4 protein-coding genes are annotated in these 3526 nt (G+C 71.0%); 1 reads left to right on the forward strand and 3 read right to left on the reverse strand.

Going from position 1 to position 3526, the window contains the following annotated elements:
• Window positions 1-358: CbtA family protein (locus EQG76_RS22925; protein WP_200841044.1), on the forward strand; the 358-nt coding region annotated here is incomplete at its 5' end.
• Here EQG76_RS22925 and EQG76_RS22930 read toward each other — a convergent pair.
• The 3 genes from EQG76_RS22930 to EQG76_RS22940 all read right to left on the reverse strand — a co-directional run.
• A complete protein-coding gene (locus EQG76_RS22930) occupies window positions 346-1284 on the reverse strand; it encodes a class I SAM-dependent methyltransferase (RefSeq protein WP_159716628.1) in 939 nt (312 codons plus the stop codon). The two genes, EQG76_RS22925 and EQG76_RS22930, sit on opposite strands and share 13 nt — an antisense overlap.
• Entirely contained in the window at window positions 1281-2618 is a 1338-nt protein-coding gene (locus EQG76_RS22935) for an MATE family efflux transporter (protein ID WP_159716630.1), read from the reverse strand. The genes EQG76_RS22930 and EQG76_RS22935 overlap by 4 nt, the downstream gene beginning before the upstream one ends.
• 52 nt (window positions 2619-2670) lie before the next feature.
• Window positions 2671-3526, reverse strand: an 856-nt coding sequence (locus tag EQG76_RS22940; RefSeq protein WP_159716632.1) for a WD40 repeat domain-containing protein, incomplete at its 5' end; no start/stop codon positions are given.

The following is a 3526-nucleotide window of genomic DNA, read 5'->3' on the forward strand; positions in this document are numbered from 1 at the left end:
TCCCTCGCTGGGCCTCGCGCCGGAAGTGCCGGGTGCGGTGACCGCGGAACTGGCCGCACGGCAGGCCTGGTGGCTGATGACCGCTGGGCTCACCGCCGCCGGCTTGGCATTGATCCTGCTCTCCGGCCGCAGCCTTCTGGCCCTGCTCGGCATCCTGGTGCTCGCCCTGCCGCACGTGATCGGCTCGCCGGCCGCCGGCACCCATGGCGGTGCCGTCCCGCCCGAACTCGCGGCCGAGTTCGTCAGCGCCTCGCTGGTCAGCCAGGCGATCTTCTGGGCGGTGCTGGGCTATGCGGTGGGCTGGATCGGCCACCGCCTGGATGCGCCGTCACCTGCCCGCCTGCCTCAGCCGGCCTGATCGTCCGGCTCGCGGCCTTTGGGCGGGGCAGTCCCCTCCAAGACCTCGACCGGCACACCCATCGCGGCGGCAAGCCGGACCTGGCCGCTGCCGCGCCTTGCCGGTTGCTGCTGGCTCTCGTGCGGCTTCCAGCCGGACAGATGCAGGATGTCGAAGCTGGCGATCACCCTGCCGTCGGCCCTGGCGAACCGTTCCCCGTAGATCTCGGCGGCGCGCAGGAGCAGGTCGCGGCGGAACAGGCCTCTCGGCCGTTCCAGCAGGGCCCCGCCCTCGCCCATCGACTGCAGCTCGTGCAGCAGCGCCAGCGCGTCGGGATAGGACACGGTGATGCGGTCGACATCTGCCACCGGCAGGGCCAGCCCGGCCCGCTGCAGGAGTGCGGCGGCATCGCGGATGTCGACGAAGGGAGCCACCCGCATGGCCGCCCCGCCCTTGATGTCCAGTTCGGCCTGCAGCAGGGCGGTGCGCAGTTCGAACAGGCTCTCCCCACCCAAAAGCGCCAGCAGCATCAGCCCGTCGGGTGCCAGGATCCGGCGCAGCTGGAGGAGCACGCCCGGCAGGTCGTCGACATGGTGCAGTGCCAGCGCGCTCACCACGAGGTCGAAGCTCTCATCAGCGAACGGCAGCGCTTCCGGCTCGGCTTGGACCTTCAGCCCGGGCCCTTCATCCAGGGCATCGGCCACCGGATCGACCGCCACGATGAGCTCCCGCCCTGGCCCTGCCAGCCGCAGGAGGTCGGCCAGCCGGCCGCGCCAGCTGCCCAGCTCCAGGACCCGGGGGAACGGCCGGCGGATCTCGCTCAGGCGCTCCACCAGCCGGTCGGCCACCTCGTCCAGGAGGAAGGGCTCGTAGCGCCGGTCGGCCAGCGCGCGGATGCGGTTGCGGTGCACGGCCCGCCGGTCGAAGAGGCGGGGAAGCTCGGTCATGTTGCTCGTGCCAGTTGGTCGATGCGGCGGGTGCGCCCGGCAAAGCGCAGGCTCAGACAGAGAAATGCGAGGGCCAGGCCGATCAGCAAGCCCAGCCACAGCCCGATCAGGCCGAATCCGGCCGGGAAGGCGAGCAGCCAGGCCGAGCCGACCATGGCCGGCCAGAAGCAGCTCACATGGATCGCGGTGGGCACCCAGGTGTCGCCGGTGCCGCGCAGGGCCGCGGTGACGATGCCCTGGCCGCTGTCCACCAGCATGGTCGGGCCGACCACCAGCAGGGCCGTGGCGATCGCCGCCACCACCAGCGGGTCGGCGGCATAGAGCCAGCCGATCGGCAGGCGCAACCCGAGGATGAATGGCAAGAAGCACAGCATGATGGTCAGGCCGATGGCGACCCCGACCCAGCCAGCGCGCGCGACCCGCTCCTTGGCACCCCTGCCCACGGCGTGGCCGACCCGCACCGAGGTCGCGGTCGCCACCCCGAGCGTCAGCATGTAGAACAGCGCGTTCAGATTCATCACCGCCTGGTGGGCGGCCAGCTGCACGGTGCCGAGCCAGCCGGCCATCACCAGGATGAACTGGAACGCGCTGCTTTCCAGCCCCTGCGAGGCGGCGAACGGCAGGCCCAGGCGCAGGAGCTGGCGGCGCACCGGCCAGACCGGTGCCAGCCTGCCGCGCACGCCGTAGGCGCCATGGCCCCGAAAGCTGAGCGCATAGCCGATCAGGGCCAGGGCACCTACCCAGCGGGTGATCGAGGTCGACAGTGCCGCCCCTTGCGCGCCCAGCATCGGCAGGCCGAACGGGCCGAACATCAGGAGCCAGTTCAGGAACGCGTCGAGCAGCACGCCGGCCCACATCACCACCATCCCGGCATGGGGCCGGCCGATCGCCTCCAGAAAATAGCTGGTGGCGGAGAACAGGAGCACGGCCGGCATCGCCAGGGCGAAGGCGCGCATGACCGCGGCACCGCCCACCACCACTTCCGGGCTCTGCCCCAGCCAGCCGAGGATCGTCTCGCCCGGCAGGAGCAAGAGGCCGGTGGCCACGCCCAGCAGCCCCGTGTCGATGCAGGCGATCCGCCAGATCCGCCCGGTCTCGCTGGCCTGCCCCGCCCCGATCGCCTGGGACACCAGCACCACCGTGCCGGTGGCGAGGCCAATGCCCAGCAGCATGAACAGGATGAAGGGCGCGTTGCCGACCGCGTAGAAGGCCAGCTCGCTGGCCCCGAACCGCCCGGTCATGATCGTGTCGACGGCGGCCATCACCAGGATGCCGGCGCGTGCCACCATGACGGGAAGGGCGAGACGCAGGGTCTCGCGGATGTCGGCACGCATGGGACAGCCATCCGGGCGGCCGGGTCGCCCACCCGGCCGGCTCTGCTTCAGGTCATTCGGCGATCAGGTAGGAGGCGAGCCCGCCATCCTCTGTGCCAGCATAGAGCCGTTTGCCGTCCTTCGAGAAGACCAGGGCGGTCACCATGTCCGCACCCGGGCTGTCCAGCGGGATGCTCCGTTCCGAGCCGAACGAGAGCAGCTTCGCCGAGCCGTCGGCATGGCCCACCGCCACGATCGCCACCGAGGGATGGAATGCCACCGCGGTGATCGGCACGTCGGTATACTCGCCCAGCTCCTCCGGCGCCTTGCCCATCGGCCCCTTGCCGGTGAAGTCCCAGACCACCAGCGTGTCGGAGCCGCCCGTGCCGAGCTTCTTGCCATCCGGCGAGAAGGCCAGTGTGCGCGGCTTGGCAGGATAGCCCGACATGCGCATGTCCTGCCCGTCCGCCAGCCGCCAGCCATGCAGCTCGTTCTCCTGCATGGTGGTGACGAGATAGCGCCCGGTCGGGTCGAACGCCGCCTTGAGATGGCTGCCCTTCCAGGTCAGCCGCTTGGGCTCCTGCTTGGCGAGCTCGGTCCACCAGATGCTGACGCCGTTATAATGGGTCGCCGCCAGCCGCTTGCCCTTGGGGTCCAGCGCCAGGCCGGCGACCGTGGACGGATGGTCGGCGAACACCGCCTTTTCCCGCCCGTCCCGACCCAGCACATGCGCCTCCTTGCCGGCCGCAAACACGGTGTTGCCGCCGAGGGGATCGGTCACCACGGCGGCGATCCAGCGCCTTGGCAACTTGGCCAGCTCGACCGGCGCCTCGCCCGGCACCGAGCGCACGACGCGGCCGTCATCGCCGCCTGAGACCAGGCCCTTGCCGTCATGGGCCAGCGCTGCCGACAGCAGCCCGCCATCATGG

Origin of the sequence: Geminicoccus flavidas (assembly GCF_009806515.1) — a bacterium.
Lineage (GTDB): Bacteria > Pseudomonadota > Alphaproteobacteria > Geminicoccales > Geminicoccaceae > Geminicoccus > Geminicoccus flavidus.